The following is a 13752-nucleotide window of genomic DNA, read 5'->3' as shown; positions in this document are numbered from 1 at the left end:
CTAAACGTCTTTCTCCAGTATGACGAACTGAGCGCGATATGCGTTCAGAACTCGTTCCCACCCGCGGCGCCCAATGATGCGGGTTTTAAGAGCGCCCTCGGCCTTCGCGTAGTTCTCGATATGCTCAATGAGCGGGAGCCAGCGCTTCCGGTCCTGACCTGAGCAAGCCGTGATTGTGCAAACGTCGCGGCTTAGGTGGGTTGTCGCCGCCGCCAAGATCGCGGAGCCATCCCAAGCCAGCCACAAGAGTTGTTCTCCAGAGAGAACTTGATTTTCGATGCTGGCGAACTCGCTGAGCCCCGTCCGCTCGATCGCTGCCAGAATGAGAGGACGAGCATAGCGCCAGAAATCAAAGATGCGGTCCGGGTCAACGCAAATCAGCTTAACCGTGCAAGGCATATTTGAAGGTTCTGCCCGTCGTCGCGCTGTTCGCGTGCGTGATCGTAAAGGAGCCGTTCGCCACGGCCGAAACGTAGATAGTGCCGTTGCCGACTTCCGCCGCGGCATTCGCAGTCGTCGCGGTCAAGATGGGAACGCTCCCGCTGGAGCAATTCGAGTCCGTTACCGTCGTGGTCGCTACGCTGACAGTGAGCGTCACGCTGCCGACCGAGTTGGAGCGCCCGGCTGCAAGCTGCTGAATGGCGAGATTGATCTTCTTTAGGTCAGTCTCCGAAATGCCCGGAACGGAAACCGTCATAGCGTGCTGGCCGTGCCAACGTCGGGCACGACGCCCGCAAGAAACGTCCATGTTGTCGCAGCCGGAACGCGAACCTTGAAACGCGAATATCTAGCGTCCTTCATCATGTCACAGCGCCCCGTCCGCGAGTTGACTAGAACCTCTGTTCCCGCGATCGAAGTAGCCGAAGGCGTGTCACGATAGGAAAGCGAGCCGTAAAGCGTCGTCGCATCAGTGATCGGGCGAAAGCCGCGGATTGAAAGCCGGTTCTCGTCTGTACCCTGCTCCGCGGTCTCTACGGTTGCTTCCAGATTATCCCCCCGGAAGAACCCTAGAATATGCGAGCTTGAAAATTGAGCTAGCTCGGGCTGCACCGCGGTAGCGTAGGCGTCCAGAGAGAGCGACATTGCGTCAACCGAGGACGAGATGCTGTCCAGCGCTTCCAACGTGATGCCGGACTGCGACATTCCCAAAAGGTATTCTCCCGCCATGGAGACAGGAAAAAACCGCTCTAGCAGGAAGTCGTAACCTATAACCTTGTCATAGGCCGTACCGATCGCGCCGGCTGCTGACTTATAGGCCCAATAGATCCTGGTTGACCGCGGGTCTGCTGCGCCGATGAAAAGCTGCAAGTTGCCCTTGTCCAGGTCGGCACTAAAGGTTCGGTCCACCTTCTCCCGTCCAATCGGCTCAGGAACGCCGCCCGGCTCGATCTTGTGAAATCCCTGGCCGGCGTAGAAGAAAATCTTTTCGCCTGCACGGATGATCGAATAAGGGGCATAGAGGCCCTTATCCTGCGTGATGCGATCGATCTGGAAGATATAGGGAGCGCCGGCAACGTAGGACATACGGCGAATGGCTTGGTCCTGGAAAACCACGCCGTATTCACCGCCGGCTCCACCTCGCACAACGCCGCCGTCCGGGAAATCCTGAAAGTCCGAGCTGTTCGTGCCGCTCGTCCATGTCGTCGTGGCATTCAGGCCCGACCACTGGATGCGGTAGGGATTGGACAGGAGCCCGAACAGAACAAGGAAGCGGCCAATAACCGCGATATAGGCGGCTTGCGGCGGAGATCCTGCGCAATCGGCAAAGGCCGTTGAGGACGAGAGGTCGAACACTTGCAGAACCGTGTTTGCCTGTGTCGCAAAGACGAGATTGCCGAACTGCGCAAACTGCCATTGGGCCGTGGAGCTGAGAGCCGAATAGGTCCCGGCTGCCTTGGAAACGTCCGTCCACGAATAGTTCGTGTTGTTGAGCTGGTATAGCTTTGTTGAGGTTCCCGCGAACGTGACAACGGAGCCGTCAGACTTCAGCGCGTAGAATCCACCACGACACGCGGCAGGAAGTGCCGAGGTGTAAGCGGAGAAGCTCGAAAATGGGCCGTAGCCATCGCCACGCGGGACGACGTTCAAGACATTCCGGCTTGCTGTGCCGAGATAATCAGAAACGTCCGGGCGATAGTCGCCGGCAGCGATCACGGGCATTTATTCAGTTGTCCATGTGCTAGAGGGCACCGTTGCGGGCGTCCATGTCTCGGTTTGCTTCGCGGCATTCATCCAGTTGGACGAGGCCTCTCCGGTTAGGGTCCAGGTTTCGGCTTGCACCGTCGCGCCGGTCCAATCGTCGCTATCGAATGGGCGCTGTACCCAATTTACAAAATCCCGGGAAAGCTCAGCATCTATTCCGAGGACCGCGTAAGAGCCGAACGCGGCCCCGAGCGTCGTATTCAGCGCTACGGCGAAGCCTGAGACGGCAAAGGAAGATGCCGAAGCCGCAAGGCGGCTGTTTAGGCTCGCAGCGTTGCCAGTGACAACGTAAGTCCGCACACTGCCCGGCAGCCGGACTGAGAACAGAGCGGCCACGCCAGTTTCTGAGAACGTACCAACCGCGGCTGAAAGCTTCGGCGCGAAAGCGGCGGAACTGCCGGCTACGCTAAAGCTTGCTGTTGCGGACGGTTGGAGAACAGCAAACGTTGCCGCAACCCCGTTCAGCGAGAAAGCACCGGACACCGCACCAAGAACATAGGCATTCGAGCCCGGAAGCTGCCCTAGAGCGAGCCTGCCGATTGCATCAAAGCCGAGGAGCGACATTAGAGTGCGGAGGCCGCCCGAAAGAACGCGTCAATTTGGCTGTCTGTCCAGCCATAGGCAGCGCCAATCTGAGCCGTGAGCGGGTGGTTGCGATCGTAAACCGTCGCGCCAGAAACAATCATCGTTGCTGCAAACTGCTGCTCCGCGGGCATCCCGTCGATTAGCATTTGCAACGCGGGCGGAATTTCGCCAACGCGAACGGCTGAAAGTGCTTCCTCCTTGGACACTATGCTCTCCGCAGCCAATTGCTGAAAGAATTGCCTGTCCGAAATCGTCTGAGGAACGGGACCAAGAGAAACAAGCGCGTCAGTATCGACGGCCTCAATCTCTTCCTTTGTTGGCTGCATCAGGTCCAGCCGATTCCATACCGAAATGATCGGCCCTCGCCCGTCTTGATGGTCCGCTAGCTCAAAATCGACATTGGCTTGCAGGCCCGGGTGGATGGAAAGCACCGCCAACAAAATATCTGCCGGATTGTATGCCATCAGCTAACCCGTGTGGCTAGAATGTTGCCGCTTACGCTGTAACCGCCGCCGCCAACGTAAGTGGCCTGCGCATTCAGGTAATAGGTTGTGGCAACTGAAATAGCGACGCGCGATCGTGGCGCGGAGTGAACCATTGAAATATCTGCCCCACTCGGTTGGCGGGAGTGACAAGTGAAGGCGACAACTCCACTGGATACCGTGGCGGAGGTGGTCGAAATTGCACTAACCCAATCCGACGAAGTGGTGCCACCGGGGCCTCCAAAAGTCGCAAACTGCTCAAGGTCCCAAACCCCGGGCTGCACAAGTTGCGAACAAATGTTGCCGCTAACTGCTGACCCCGCGAATGTGAGCGAGCCGCTGTTAGTTACGCGCTCGCCAATGAAGCCCGTCGCCGGCTGCGTTGAGCCCGTTGTTCCCGGAATCTGTCCTAGCGCCGCCTGTCCGATGGTGGTGACGCCAATATTGGTGCAAGCCTGTTGCTTCTGAGTGGTCGTGAAGCTGTTGGCTTCCTCCACCGAAATTAGATCTTCCTTGAGCGCCACGACTGCGACCGATGGCGCAGCGCTAAAGCTGATTTTTGAGGTCGTGCCGCTCGAATTGAAAAGAACCGTTGTTCGGGCGAGAACGCCCGTTCCCGTGTTATAGGCGCCCTCGCCAATTTCCCACTGCGTAAGATCGGCGCTTTCGGCGCGGTACTTATAGAGCCGGCCATTGACTACGCCCGCAGCGCTGGGGGATTGGTAGCCGCCAACGGCTGACGAATAGGTCCAATCTGTCGTTCCGCCCGCAGTTGGCAGGAACCGGCAAGCGTCAAGGAATGCTGCCATATCAGGTAATCGTCAAAATGCCGCCGGTCTGATCGATATCGACCGTAAAGGTATTGCCGTTCGTCAGTGTGATAGCCGTGCCGTAGTCCCACCAGCCAATTAGCGGCTTCGTTGCGGACGTGAAATTGTAGAGCACGGAATATTGGAATGGCCCGATTGAGCCGCCCGATGCGGTCCAGGCGGGATCAGTGCCGCCGATAAACTTGAACGTGCCGGAGGTCTGCGAGCCCGTGATGGTGCCAACGGTCGTTCCGCCCGCCGTGTAGCCGTTCGCGGTCGAGAGATCGGCCGGCGTGTTGTAAACCGTGTTCGTTGCGACCGGCAGCGTGTTGGTCAGGTAAACCTTGTAGACCTGAGCCGTGCCCGTCTTCATGTCATGAAGCGCGTTCGCGACATCGAGCACGAAGCAGTTGAATTTATTGAATGCGGCCATTAGACAACCTGTCCCGAAACCCGAACCGTGAGCGGCCCGGCGTTGAACTCAGAGGTTAGAGAAAGTCCGTTGAGGCTATCGATCGCGCTGGAGAACCCGGCGCCCCACACCTGAATGCGATCGTCGGCCTTGATCGCTGGAGAGGCCTCCAAGAGCGCGCCGTAAAGGTAGGCATCCGGCGCCATCGTAAGCAGCCAATTGGTGCTGTTGGTCGCTAGATCGGGAACGGTCTTGCGATAGACCATTTCCACCGTGTAGGCAGCGTCCGGCGTCGGCGCTAACTCAATCTCGTCCCCCAGGATCGTGAAGTAAGCCGGCTGTCCGGACGCGTTCGCGATGCTGGCGCGGTATTCGTCCATCTGCGTTCCTGAGCGATACTCCAGGCACGGCTTGCCCAGCACGCTAGAAAGGCGAATGCGCCGCATAGTCTGGAAGTCGCTCGGCAGTGAGATAAACTCGGGCTCCGTGCTTGCGGTATCAACCAGCGCCGTGGCGCGGTTCTCCATCTGCCGGCAAAACAGAAGCCGGTTGAACTTCGCCTCCGCCATTTGGATGAAGCTCGGGACACGGGCAACTAGCGTCGTGTCCTGTTCGCGGGCCAGATACTCGATAACGGCAGCCTGCAAGGTCGTGTAGTCGGTTATCGTGGTCATGCGCTGTCACCGATCCAGCCGCGACGCGTGGCCGGGGCGTCCGTTCGCAAGTAAGCCCAATCAGGATCTTGGAGCTTGCGTTCAATGATGCGGTCAAACTCGTCCGAATAGAGCCGGAGACCGACGTTGCCGCGGTCCAGCTCCTCATGAAGCCAGCGCTCCATGATAACGTTGGGGATGCGCGCAACGTGCTTGCCAAAATCGCTTGTGTAGGGATTAGCGCGCTGCCGCTTGTTAAGCTCCAGGATGGGTTCAACGTCCTGGACGCGAACGAACGTGAAGCTCTTCGCGCTCGCGTCCAGGTAAAGCTTGGTTTCGACGGTCACTAGTCGGCCTCGGTCACGTTGAGGACGCCGGTAGCCGAGACCTGGACCGCAGAGACGTTCTCGCCGGGATTGACGATCACATATTCCGCAGTGAGGGCCGGCAGGTAAGTGCTGGCCGAAGTGGTCGCGGTCGGATTCTTGCCAACCGTGATCCAAGCGTCGGTCGTGACGAGCACGCGAACCCGCGAGACACCCGCACCGACTGCCGCAGCGGGACTGGCCGCGGTCGTCGTATAGGTCGCGTTCTGAGCGGTCCCGAGCCGTGCGACATTGCCGTGAGTATTCTTCGTCATGAACACACCCCCTTAGCCGAGGCGGACCACGGCGTAGCAATGAACGTTGCCGCCGCCAGTGCCGGAGCCGGTAAACGCGAACTTGATAACGTCGTTCTCGTTCACCAGGTTGGCGCCGGTAATCGCCGCGTTGGCGTTGGGATCGTAAACCGAAGCGTAGTCATGGTCTCCGATCACGGTGCCGGAAAGCGCGACGACGAACGAGCCGCCCGTTACTGCGGTGCCGGCAATCGAGACCGTGCAGGTTGCGTCAGCGGTTGCGATCACGGAACCGATCATGGTGCCAACAGCAATCAGCTTGCCCTTGAAGGGCGCGCGGATCACGCCCGCAACGCCCGTGGCGACGCTGACCGCCGTGGTGCTGAGCGCTTCGTCAGTGAGAGGATGAGCAAAAGGAAGGGCCATTCAAGTCTCCAAAAAGAAAAAGGCGGCCCCGAAGAGCCGCCCGAGTTAGGTTGACGACGATGAATGACCTTACGAGCTGGTCAGATCGAAGATGCCGCCCGAGGACTTCTCGTTGCGGGCCTCAATCGTGTACTCGCAGAGGATCGTGTTCGCGTCCGAGTCGCCAGTTTTCGCCAGCGGGTAGGACAGGAAGTTACGGCCGGGGAGCGGCGCGTAAGCCCACATATCGTTCTGGAGAACGAGCACGTCACGGGTCCGCATGAAGAGGTCCGGAACGGCCTTGAGCTTGCCGAAATCGGACTCGTACACGTCCACCGCCGCCGTGATCTTCTTGTCGGCCTGGTCCTGCATCGGCGTACCGCGGCCGGTAAACAGGGAGAATGCCTGCTTCTGGAAGCTGCCCATGTAGAGATTGGTGGGCTTGCCGCCGTTGTCATAGCACTTCTTGAGGACGTTCTTCAGAAGGTTCTCGGAGAACGCGCGCTGGTTCGCGGTAGCGGCATCGACGCGGAGCGACGTACCGTCCGCGGCAGTCGGATCAGCGCCCGTGCCGCCGCCCTTGTCCGTGTTGGTCTTGATCCAGGAGAGCATGTCCGCGAGTTTACGCGCGGTCGTGGTTGCACCCGAGACCTTGGCCTGGTTCGCGCCGGTAATGGTGGCCTCGATATCGCGGCGAAGCTCCATGCCCTTGAGCATCTTCTGATAGTCCATCTCGTCGTCACGGCCGGCGTGTTTCACCGCCTGCTGAGTGCCGGTCACGCGCGGAGTCTTGCGCGAAATCTGGCAGATATTGCCGAGGCGGACGCTGGGAGTAGCAACGTCGGCGGCGTAGCCGTCGTCACCTTCGAGCTGGGCGTTCGACGTGGAGGCCGCGGCGAGCGCCTGGGTCTGCCATTCGTGGTTGACCGCGGCTGCCTTGGTCTTTTCGATACCGGAGAATACCGGGGTTTCGGTCGGATCAATGCGATAGATGCGGTTGGAAAGGTCTTCGCGATTGCCGATCGCGGCATAGGTCGTGAAAGCAGAGGTAGCGAGAGTCATGGTTCTGTCCTTTTAGCGACGGACGGCCTTGCGCTCCAACGCGTGGATTTGCGCACTCAGTTTGATGGCCTGACTTCCGGTCGCAGTTGCGAGTTGACGTTCAAGGGCTTGGATTTGCTGCACCGAACCCGCGGTTGCGGGGCGTGCAGCGCCGGGGCGCTGGACTTGCGGGACAGGCTTGCGCACGGCAGCGGTTTTCGCTCGCTCGATATCGGCTAGCTTCAAGTCGCTATGGATGAGGCGTTGCAGCCGATGGTCGTAGATGGAGATTGAAGCTCGCCCATCCGCCAACTGCTGTAGTTCATCCGGCTTGAAACCGATCTCTTGGAGACGATCTGCTGCCCGCTTAATCAGAGCGGGGCCTTTTTCAGGGTGGCGAAGATCGGGAATGTCGTTCGCGGCAAGTTCATTTTCCTTCTGGACGTGCTCCGTCCATTTGGTCGTGAACTCCCTTTCCTGACTTTCCTTGACCTCTGCCGCCTGCTTAGAAACCAACGCCAATTCTTTTTGGTGAAGGTCCCAAGCCTGGTAGCGGAGAGGATCTGTCGCCTGCATCACCTTCACGTCGTCCCAGGTTTTGATATCCGGGAACTCTCGACGCTGCTCCCTTTCGAGAGCTTGCATGTGATCCTTAACGCTGGCCTCGAACTGTTGCTTAGCCTGGTCCGCTGCCTGGAGACGGTCCGCTAGGGCCTTCTCTTTGGTAGCGACCTCGTTTTGACTCCGGCGAAATTCTGCTTCCCGCGTGGAGGCGACGCGCGCGATAGACTCTTGCGCTTCACGGGGCCACGTTTTGAAAAGCTCTTTTTCGTCCTTCGTCCAAGACCTGGGCGCCTCGATTGTGGGAAGAGCTTCCTCCTCCGGTTCGATCGCTTCGGGCTCCACTTCCTCGCTGGGTTCCTCTTCGGGAGGGGCAGCGCTATCGGCCTCTTCGGCCAATTCCGTTTCTGCGGTCGCAGGCTCTTCGCTCGCGGCGGGCCTTGCGCTCTCGGCAGGGGCAGACAATTTCTCGCGGTCCGTTCGCAGGGAACGAACGGCATCTTCAAAACTCATGGACTCGGGAGCGTCGGCAGCGAGGGGAATAGACACGGGTTCGCTGCCAGCGGGCGAGCTGGTTTCGTCAGACATAAACTATCCTTTGTTGGGGCGGCTTTCAGCCGGCTTTGAGAGCCTGTAAAGTTTTGAAACCCCATCCGACGCCAAGCGCTCAAACGTCGAATGCGTGAATCCTTCGCGCTCCATAAACCTCTTGAGCGCCAACACGTCACCGCCCGCGACCTCCAGAAAAAGCATGGAGAACACGGAGCTGATTTTTTTCATCAGATAATGCCGAACCGCTTCTTTCGCTCAGCGGCGCGAACCAACTCTTCAACCTCAGCCTTAGCCAGCTCGCCATTAGCGGCTACTTTCCCGAGGTGTTCCTTCACCTTGCCGAGTACGTTGATGGCGAGGAAAAGCTTTTCCCGCGCTGCGACGTCTTCAATGTTGGTCGATCGCCAAGCGGCAATGTAGGCCTCCTCCAGCTTGGAGAAGCTTTCGCTCAGCAATTCGTCCTTGAGCAAGCCGTCTGCATGGGAACCGCGAGACGCGGCGCTATGCAACTCGTCTTCGTTCATTCTCAACCATCCATTTGAGGCCTGCCCGCACCAAGTTTATGCAAGGCCACCATTCATCCTGCCGTTTCTGTCGAATGACGCTAGCCGAGTCGTACCAATCCGTTTTTCGGCTGCGTCGATCCCACCGCCAATCGCTTGCGTTGGTCGTCAGAATGAAAACGGGCTTGCCGAGAGCGCCGGCAAGATGCGCAACAGCCGTGTCCACCGAAACAACGGCGTCTAGGGCCTGGATCAGCCGAGCGGTATCCCGCCAGCTCTGCGCAAGCGGCTCCAGGTTCGCCACGAAACCGTCAAGCCCGAGCTGAGTAACCTCAAGGCTAGGCGCGCCGGCCTGGAGCGAGTAAAACGCCACGTCCGGCATATCGAACAGCGGGCAGAACTCAGTGAAGGCCATCGAGCGGTGAACGTCCTGCCCATAGTCAGGATTGCCGCGCCACACTAAGCCGACGTTGAGCTTACCCCTCAGCGGGATTTGCGCCGGCTCCGCCTTGAAATACGGCCTGCCGTGAACCTCGGAATAATCAACACCGCAACGCCAAGGCAGAGACATGCTGCCAATAACATAATCACAATCAAACGGGCCGGAGAGAGGAACGATTCCATCCACGGCGATATTGTCCGCGACAAGATCAAGCAGGTTAGGAACAGGCCCACAAATGTAAATGGATGCCGCACCTAGCGCCCTCAGCTTCGGAATGAACCTGCAAAACTGGATAAAATCGCCGCTACCTTCCTCATGATAAACAACGATCGTCTTGCCGTTCAAGTCTTGGCCCTGCCAATGCTGGACGCCATCGGGCAACTTCTGCTGAGAAACCAGCTTGCCGCCGTTTTTCTCGAGCTTTCGGGCCGCACACTCCCGCCGAACCTCGTAAGCCTTGAGGCCGTCATAGAGCTTGCCGGCCGCCAGCAACGCCAGCGCCCTATCCTTCAAATATTCCGGGTTCGGGTCCAGGTCATAGGCCCGCTGATAATAGTCCGCGGCCTTTTCGTTCTCGTCCAGCGCGCGATAAGCGACGCCGCAGTGATGCAGAACCTTTGGCATCCAATCCAGGTCCGCCACTTTCAGGCAGCGCAGATATAGATCCTTGGCCTTGCCGAACTCTCCGGCACGATGGAGCGCCGAAGCGTAGTTGAAAACCGGGCTCAGATCGTTAGGAGCGATCTCGTAAGCACGCCGCGCGATCGGCAGATAGTGCCGGCCATTCACCCGCGCCTCCGAAATGTTGGCGAACTGCTCAACCAGGGCCACGGGATCGCTTGGGTTGCGAACAAGCTTCGCGGCAAAGGCCCGGTAACGTTCGACGTTCACGCGTCCACGTCCTTTTCGTCCTGTTGGCGGAATGCAGTGATAATCTCGGCATCAGTTGCCACCGGGCCGACGCGGACAACGCGACCGTTCATCCGGTAAACCTGAACCTTGCCGCCTTCCTCGTAATCCATGGTTAGGCCGGGCAAGCCGGCTTCGCGCAATGTGTGAATGCTCACGCGGCCTCTTTCACGGTCTCGATATGTTGCAGCGTCTTGTCGGCCTCATGGAGGGCAAGCACGTTCATCCCGTTCGGGAACACGCGATAGCCCTCATTGCGCAGCGCGGCGCCGATCGCGTCCCCGTCAGACTTGACGGTTTCGATAAAGAGGATGGGCCGACAACGCGCGATCGTCTCGCGTGCGCCGTCTAGCGCCTCCGCCTCCATGCCTTCCACATCAAGTTTGAGAAGGTCCAGGCGATCCAGCCCGAGGCCGTCAATCATGATCTGCCGAACGGTTGTCGTCGGCTTCCCGTAATCGATCGGCTGCCCAATGTACTCAGTGCCGGCGCGGGCTTTCAGCTCAAAGCTGCCAAAGCTGCCTTGCTGCGTATAGTCCGGCTCGGGAAAGGACAATTCGCCCGGTACGTCCGCGAGCGCCGCCCACAAGGCCCGTGCGTTATGGCAATTCTGTAGGGTGATGTTTCCCGCCAGCGCGTAGAACACCCGCTCTTGGGCCTCCACAGCGAGCACAGAGCCCCAACCACGCATGAACCTGGCCCATTCGACGGAATGCACGCCAATGTTGGCGCCACCGTCCAGGGCCACTACACCGTCACCGAAATACCGCCTCCGATGGCGGAGAAGATTCTTCAAATTCGCCACGTCCAACGGATCGTAACACCCGTTTTCCATGATCTGCGCACCGACGCCGTAGAAGTCGCCGGTATGAGCATGGTTGTAGTCCATGCGATTGACGAGCATTGGCCCGTGATCGGAGGAGACCAAGCAAAAGGCGATCATTCGGCCGCTCCGTCCTGCGGCTGATCCCGTTCAACCTGCCGGGCTTCGTGATCCATGGCCCTGCCGACAAGATCTAGCTCGGCTCGGGCCGTGTCGTGTTCGTGCTTGCGTTCCTGATGCATCGCCTTTTGATGCTGCAAGAGCGCCTTCCCTTCGTTGGACTTTTCGTCAAGGCCGTACTGGAGGAGCGCAAGCCGCGCCTCAAGGTCCGCCTTCTGCTGAGCTAGCGCGATCTCGCTATCAATCTTCCGGTTCTGCACCGCGATATCGGCTTCGGCCTGCAAACGCTCAATCGCAGCGCGGGCCTGAACCTTCGCCATTTCGGCTTTGGCCTTCTCCTGGACTGCAACCAGCTTGGGATCAGGCGGCGGCTGTGCCGGCGGGTTCGCCAGTTGGCCGTCCGGCCCCTTCTCGTCCGGGTCCTTAAAGAAGCGGTCCGGATTCTTGTGGCCCATGATTTTGCTCAGCTCGGCCGCCGTGTTGTACAGCTCGCGATCACTGACCAGGTTTGTCTTGCCGCCAGCAACCAACTTCTCCTGGACGTTGGCTAGCGCCATCGTCTGAGCGAATTGCTGCGCCTTGCTGCCGGTCCCGAGACCAACATTGATCGTCATGTCATCGCGCGTTTTCCAGTTGCGCGGGTTGACCTGAATCCACTTATTGCGGAGCCTGACCGTCTGCTCTTGCTGGCCGTGCTTGCGGATCGTGCCATGCATCAGCGCGAAGATATCCCGCACACCTTCCGCCATCAGGCGGGCAATGAGCTTCACGCGCATTTGCGAGGCGCTAAAGACCTGAGCAACAGCCGTTGCCGACTGGTTTTGCAGCGCGTTGGCATCAATCCCTTGGGATTGCTTGGCAAGGCCTGTCCGGGTCTCCAGCTCAGCGTCAAGATACTGGAGCATGGGGAAGATGGAGCCGGAAACGTCCGGCGTCGTCTGCCAATTCAGGGCGCCGATCGACTTGGTACGGACCACGCCGCCCGGCCTGGAAACCAAAAGGTCGTTGATCGTGCTCGGGCCAGCCTTGTCCTCGCCAACCTCCACACGGGGGTTGTTGTGCAGATAAAGGTTATCGAGCGCCCCCCGCTTCATGGCGGTTTTTTCGCGCTGGAGCGGCATCACCAGGTCCGCGATCGAGCGGCCAATAAAGCGATGTGTGATCGGAACCGGAGTGGTTGCAGCAAACGGGATCGTGTCAAACGGCTCAATGCATTCTTTGCCGTCCTTGCGCAGGATCTCGCCTTGATCGCCTCCGGTCATGACCTGGTAGAGGCACGGACGGCCCGTCCCCTCATAGTCAACGCGGATATAGTGCTCAGTGAGCTTAACCAGGCGTGAGGCGCTGTTTAGACCGTCCCCCGCCCCGCTGTGCTCCTGGACGGTATCGCGCTCCGTCGTCTCGATATCGGTCCGGCCAGTGTACGGCTCCAGGGCCTTGATTTGATCCTCGTCATAGCCCTCCCCGATCAACTGCGCTTCGGTTTTGGTGACGATCTCATGGAAGCAGTAATTGCACGTCTTAACGTCGCGGGCGTCGCGCTCAATCCCGAACTCTTCCGGTGGCACCCCTAGCGCCTTCGCTTGGGCAAGCTTGCGCGTGGTGACGATCGTTACGTCATGAACCATCGGCGGAGCCGCCGGCACTGGCATGGTTGCGGGCGGCTGCTGAGCGGGCATAGGCGCGGGAGCCGCCATCGTCGGGGGCATCATGGCGTCCATCAGTAAGCCGCCCCTTGGTCCGCAGGGGCTCCCTGCGGCGCCTCCATGTTTGCCCTGTTCTCAATCATAGCGGCGCTGTCCAAGGGGCGGGCCGTATGCGCAACGATCTCCATTGCGCCGTTTGAGTCCGCTACGTCCTGGGCAAGCAACCCAAACTGCTCTTCGGTCATGTCGTAGTAGGTTTCCCGGGTCTCTTCCTCCCGCTCGTCCCACCACACCTTGACCACGCCGACCTTTTGCAGGAGCGCGTCCTTGACGAACGAATAGAGGATCATGAAGCCGGGGTTTTGCTGCATAAAAACGTGATTGACGTAATCCGTCTCTTGCTGCGCTCCCTCTTCGTCTTCCTTGCTGACAGGCTCAAACCGAACAACCTCGTCCGAGCCTGCGAAAATATCCATAAGCTGGGGCATTAGGCCCTCGATCGTGTCGGCAACGTCGGTCGATACCGTCTTGGACCTGCCGGGCTGTGACGGCATGTCCTTTTCCATGTCACCGAGATAGTAGGCCATGGCGTCGGCTCGTTCGGACGCGAGAGAGGACGCATTCAGGCCGGCAAGCGCGTTTGACTTCTCCGCGCTCAACATGGCCTGGAGTGTGTCCAGCTCCATGCGCTTCGGCTCGTCCTTGTCCTTGTCGGTCATATGAAGTCTGAAACTCCGTAATCGAGCGGGGCGTAAAACCGTTCCTGCTCTTCCGTGGTCTTCAGCGCTTCGCGCCGAACCTGTTTGCCGAGCACGCCGGCAATTGCTGCCGGATCGTCTCCGGGCATAAGCTTGTGGCGGAATCGCTCAGGATCGACCGGCGTTCCGTTCGCGCGGGTCAAAACAAGCGTGTCGCCTTCAATGACGTAATAGGCCGTCGTCACCTGGCCCGGATCGTCTCCGCTCGGGCGCCGCAGATGAACCGCAAC

The 13752-nt window shown here is 59.3% G+C and carries 21 protein-coding genes; all 21 read right to left on the bottom strand.

The features are described 5' to 3' along the window. The 21 genes from BcanWU425_RS17805 to BcanWU425_RS17705 all read right to left on the bottom strand — a co-directional run bounded on the left by BcanWU425_RS17805 (position 1) and on the right by BcanWU425_RS17705 (position 13707). Positions 1-399 (bottom strand): hypothetical protein, encoded by a 399-nt coding sequence (locus tag BcanWU425_RS17805; RefSeq protein WP_231190806.1) that lies wholly within the window; start codon positions 397-399, stop codon positions 1-3. Continuing rightward, on the bottom strand, positions 383-697 hold the full coding sequence (locus BcanWU425_RS17800; protein WP_204511461.1) for a hypothetical protein: 315 nt from the start codon (positions 695-697) through the stop codon (positions 383-385). Before BcanWU425_RS17800 ends, BcanWU425_RS17805 begins: the two co-directional genes overlap by 17 nt. Next, a complete protein-coding gene (locus BcanWU425_RS17795; protein WP_231190804.1) occupies positions 694-2160 on the bottom strand; it encodes a hypothetical protein in 1467 nt (488 codons plus the stop codon). Before BcanWU425_RS17795 ends, BcanWU425_RS17800 begins: the two co-directional genes overlap by 4 nt. Continuing rightward, the gene (locus BcanWU425_RS17790; protein WP_231190798.1) at positions 2161-2766 is read right to left on the bottom strand and encodes a hypothetical protein; all 606 of its coding nucleotides are present in this window, start codon (positions 2764-2766) and stop codon (positions 2161-2163) included. Next, entirely contained in the window at positions 2766-3251 is a 486-nt protein-coding gene (locus tag BcanWU425_RS17785; RefSeq protein WP_231190797.1) for an XkdW family protein, read from the bottom strand. The genes BcanWU425_RS17790 and BcanWU425_RS17785 overlap by 1 nt, the downstream gene beginning before the upstream one ends. Beyond that, entirely contained in the window at positions 3251-4078 is an 828-nt protein-coding gene (locus BcanWU425_RS17780; RefSeq protein ID WP_231190796.1) for a hypothetical protein, read from the bottom strand. Before BcanWU425_RS17780 ends, BcanWU425_RS17785 begins: the two co-directional genes overlap by 1 nt. A 1-nt stretch (position 4079) precedes the next feature. Then, positions 4080-4511, bottom strand: a complete 432-nt coding sequence (locus tag BcanWU425_RS17775) for a hypothetical protein (RefSeq protein ID WP_204511464.1) — start codon at positions 4509-4511, stop codon at positions 4080-4082. Beyond that, positions 4511-5164 (bottom strand): phage adaptor protein, encoded by a 654-nt coding sequence (locus BcanWU425_RS17770; protein ID WP_231190795.1) that lies wholly within the window; start codon positions 5162-5164, stop codon positions 4511-4513. Before BcanWU425_RS17770 ends, BcanWU425_RS17775 begins: the two co-directional genes overlap by 1 nt. Next, positions 5161-5490, bottom strand: a complete 330-nt coding sequence (locus BcanWU425_RS17765; RefSeq protein ID WP_231190794.1) for a hypothetical protein — start codon at positions 5488-5490, stop codon at positions 5161-5163. The genes BcanWU425_RS17770 and BcanWU425_RS17765 overlap by 4 nt, the downstream gene beginning before the upstream one ends. Further along, entirely contained in the window at positions 5490-5783 is a 294-nt protein-coding gene (locus tag BcanWU425_RS17760) for a hypothetical protein (RefSeq protein WP_231190793.1), read from the bottom strand. The genes BcanWU425_RS17765 and BcanWU425_RS17760 overlap by 1 nt, the downstream gene beginning before the upstream one ends. 12 nt (positions 5784-5795) lie before the next feature. Further along, positions 5796-6188, bottom strand: coding sequence for a hypothetical protein (locus tag BcanWU425_RS17755; RefSeq protein ID WP_231190791.1), 393 nt, complete (start codon positions 6186-6188; stop codon positions 5796-5798). A 69-nt stretch (positions 6189-6257) separates the two neighbouring features. Continuing rightward, complete coding sequence (locus tag BcanWU425_RS17750; protein WP_204511469.1) at positions 6258-7229, bottom strand: DUF5309 domain-containing protein; 972 nt, start codon at positions 7227-7229, stop codon at positions 6258-6260. 12 nt (positions 7230-7241) lie between these two features. Continuing rightward, on the bottom strand, positions 7242-8357 hold the full coding sequence (locus tag BcanWU425_RS17745; protein WP_204511470.1) for a hypothetical protein: 1116 nt from the start codon (positions 8355-8357) through the stop codon (positions 7242-7244). A 3-nt stretch (positions 8358-8360) separates the two neighbouring features. Further along, positions 8361-8549 (bottom strand): hypothetical protein, encoded by a 189-nt coding sequence (locus tag BcanWU425_RS17740; RefSeq protein ID WP_204511471.1) that lies wholly within the window; start codon positions 8547-8549, stop codon positions 8361-8363. Next, positions 8549-8845 (bottom strand): hypothetical protein, encoded by a 297-nt coding sequence (locus BcanWU425_RS17735; protein ID WP_231190789.1) that lies wholly within the window; start codon positions 8843-8845, stop codon positions 8549-8551. Before BcanWU425_RS17735 ends, BcanWU425_RS17740 begins: the two co-directional genes overlap by 1 nt. After that, positions 8823-10157 (bottom strand): glycosyltransferase family 9 protein, encoded by a 1335-nt coding sequence (locus BcanWU425_RS17730; protein WP_231190787.1) that lies wholly within the window; start codon positions 10155-10157, stop codon positions 8823-8825. The genes BcanWU425_RS17735 and BcanWU425_RS17730 overlap by 23 nt, the downstream gene beginning before the upstream one ends. Next, a complete protein-coding gene (locus BcanWU425_RS17725) occupies positions 10154-10333 on the bottom strand; it encodes a hypothetical protein (protein ID WP_231190785.1) in 180 nt (59 codons plus the stop codon). Before BcanWU425_RS17725 ends, BcanWU425_RS17730 begins: the two co-directional genes overlap by 4 nt. Continuing rightward, positions 10330-11118, bottom strand: a complete 789-nt coding sequence (locus BcanWU425_RS17720; protein WP_231190783.1) for an FkbM family methyltransferase — start codon at positions 11116-11118, stop codon at positions 10330-10332. The genes BcanWU425_RS17725 and BcanWU425_RS17720 overlap by 4 nt, the downstream gene beginning before the upstream one ends. Then, on the bottom strand, positions 11115-12839 hold the full coding sequence (locus tag BcanWU425_RS17715; RefSeq protein WP_231190780.1) for a portal protein: 1725 nt from the start codon (positions 12837-12839) through the stop codon (positions 11115-11117). The genes BcanWU425_RS17720 and BcanWU425_RS17715 overlap by 4 nt, the downstream gene beginning before the upstream one ends. Beyond that, positions 12839-13483, bottom strand: coding sequence for a portal protein (locus BcanWU425_RS17710; protein WP_231190778.1), 645 nt, complete (start codon positions 13481-13483; stop codon positions 12839-12841). Before BcanWU425_RS17710 ends, BcanWU425_RS17715 begins: the two co-directional genes overlap by 1 nt. Then, complete coding sequence (locus BcanWU425_RS17705; RefSeq protein WP_231190776.1) at positions 13480-13707, bottom strand: hypothetical protein; 228 nt, start codon at positions 13705-13707, stop codon at positions 13480-13482. The genes BcanWU425_RS17710 and BcanWU425_RS17705 overlap by 4 nt, the downstream gene beginning before the upstream one ends. Positions 13708-13752: the final 45 nt, after the last annotated feature.

The sequence above is a fragment of the Bradyrhizobium sp. WU425 genome (assembly GCF_021052305.1).
Classification (GTDB): Bacteria; Pseudomonadota; Alphaproteobacteria; order Rhizobiales; family Xanthobacteraceae; genus Bradyrhizobium; species Bradyrhizobium canariense_D.
This window is presented reverse-complemented; position numbering and strand designations above follow the sequence as displayed.

Excerpts from the sequence above, each read along its gene's own strand:
- BcanWU425_RS17805 (WP_231190806.1), bottom strand. The coding sequence starts at position 399 with ATGCCTTGCACGGTTAAGCTGATTTGCGTTGACCCGGACCGCATCTTT.
- BcanWU425_RS17800 (WP_204511461.1), bottom strand. The coding sequence starts at position 697 with ATGACGGTTTCCGTTCCGGGCATTTCGGAGACTGACCTAAAGAAGATC.
- BcanWU425_RS17795 (WP_231190804.1), bottom strand. The coding sequence starts at position 2,160 with ATGCCCGTGATCGCTGCCGGCGACTATCGCCCGGACGTTTCTGATTAT.
- BcanWU425_RS17790 (WP_231190798.1), bottom strand. The coding sequence starts at position 2,766 with ATGTCGCTCCTCGGCTTTGATGCAATCGGCAGGCTCGCTCTAGGGCAG.
- BcanWU425_RS17785 (WP_231190797.1), bottom strand. The coding sequence starts at position 3,251 with ATGGCATACAATCCGGCAGATATTTTGTTGGCGGTGCTTTCCATCCAC.
- BcanWU425_RS17780 (WP_231190796.1), bottom strand. The coding sequence starts at position 4,078 with ATGGCAGCATTCCTTGACGCTTGCCGGTTCCTGCCAACTGCGGGCGGA.
- BcanWU425_RS17775 (WP_204511464.1), bottom strand. The coding sequence starts at position 4,511 with ATGGCCGCATTCAATAAATTCAACTGCTTCGTGCTCGATGTCGCGAAC.
- BcanWU425_RS17770 (WP_231190795.1), bottom strand. The coding sequence starts at position 5,164 with ATGACCACGATAACCGACTACACGACCTTGCAGGCTGCCGTTATCGAG.
- BcanWU425_RS17760 (WP_231190793.1), bottom strand. The coding sequence starts at position 5,783 with ATGACGAAGAATACTCACGGCAATGTCGCACGGCTCGGGACCGCTCAG.
- BcanWU425_RS17755 (WP_231190791.1), bottom strand. The coding sequence starts at position 6,188 with ATGGCCCTTCCTTTTGCTCATCCTCTCACTGACGAAGCGCTCAGCACC.
- BcanWU425_RS17750 (WP_204511469.1), bottom strand. The coding sequence starts at position 7,229 with ATGACTCTCGCTACCTCTGCTTTCACGACCTATGCCGCGATCGGCAAT.
- BcanWU425_RS17745 (WP_204511470.1), bottom strand. The coding sequence starts at position 8,357 with ATGTCTGACGAAACCAGCTCGCCCGCTGGCAGCGAACCCGTGTCTATT.
- BcanWU425_RS17740 (WP_204511471.1), bottom strand. The coding sequence starts at position 8,549 with ATGAAAAAAATCAGCTCCGTGTTCTCCATGCTTTTTCTGGAGGTCGCG.
- BcanWU425_RS17735 (WP_231190789.1), bottom strand. The coding sequence starts at position 8,845 with ATGAACGAAGACGAGTTGCATAGCGCCGCGTCTCGCGGTTCCCATGCA.
- BcanWU425_RS17720 (WP_231190783.1), bottom strand. The coding sequence starts at position 11,118 with ATGATCGCCTTTTGCTTGGTCTCCTCCGATCACGGGCCAATGCTCGTC.
- BcanWU425_RS17715 (WP_231190780.1), bottom strand. The coding sequence starts at position 12,839 with ATGGACGCCATGATGCCCCCGACGATGGCGGCTCCCGCGCCTATGCCC.
- BcanWU425_RS17710 (WP_231190778.1), bottom strand. The coding sequence starts at position 13,483 with ATGACCGACAAGGACAAGGACGAGCCGAAGCGCATGGAGCTGGACACA.